The organism is Roseateles sp. P5_B10 (assembly GCF_056400485.1).
Window position 1 is genome coordinate 1 of sequence record NZ_JBFULE010001676.1, and the last position, 560, is coordinate 560.

Below are 560 nucleotides of genomic sequence, written 5' to 3' on the forward strand. Positions count from 1 at the left end.
CCCTGATAGGGCTCGATATAGCTCGGATGGTTGTGGCTCTCCATCTTGAAGACGATGGCCTGATTGTCGCCGATATCGATCACGCCGGCATTCTCGCCCGGCCCCTGCAGCACCCACGGCGCCTTGGTCGGCAGCCCCTTCAGATGGATGCGCGAGGATTTGTACGAGCAATGCTCGTTCCACATGGCCGAGAAGATGCCGAGTTCGGTGAAAGTCGGCTCCCGCCCGATCAGCTTGAGAATGCGCTCATACTCGTCGGGCTTGAGGCCGTGGGAAGCGACGAGTTCGGGAGTGATCTTTGGCTCGGTCATGGGGTCTCTTGGCTCTGTAAGGCTTCTTCATAGGGAGATCGGAGCATGCGGAAAAGGCCTATTCCGGCCCGTTCCCCGCATGTCCCAAGCTTTGCCCCGGCAATGCCCGTGCTGCTCGAAAAACAGCCTGCATAAGGCCCTGCGCCGGCGCCGGATTGCGCCCGCCGGATGGATCGGATTTAACACTTTTCTCAGCCAATCCAAGGAGTTCAGACCGTGAATGTGCCCGCCGATGCCACCATCCCGTTC

At 59.8% G+C, this 560-nt stretch carries 1 pseudogene; it reads right to left on the reverse strand.

The window, feature by feature from the left end:
* A pseudogene (locus tag AC1DU6_RS35280) lies at positions 1-311 on the reverse strand (hypothetical protein); the annotation flags it as partial.
* Positions 312-560: the final 249 nt, after the last annotated feature.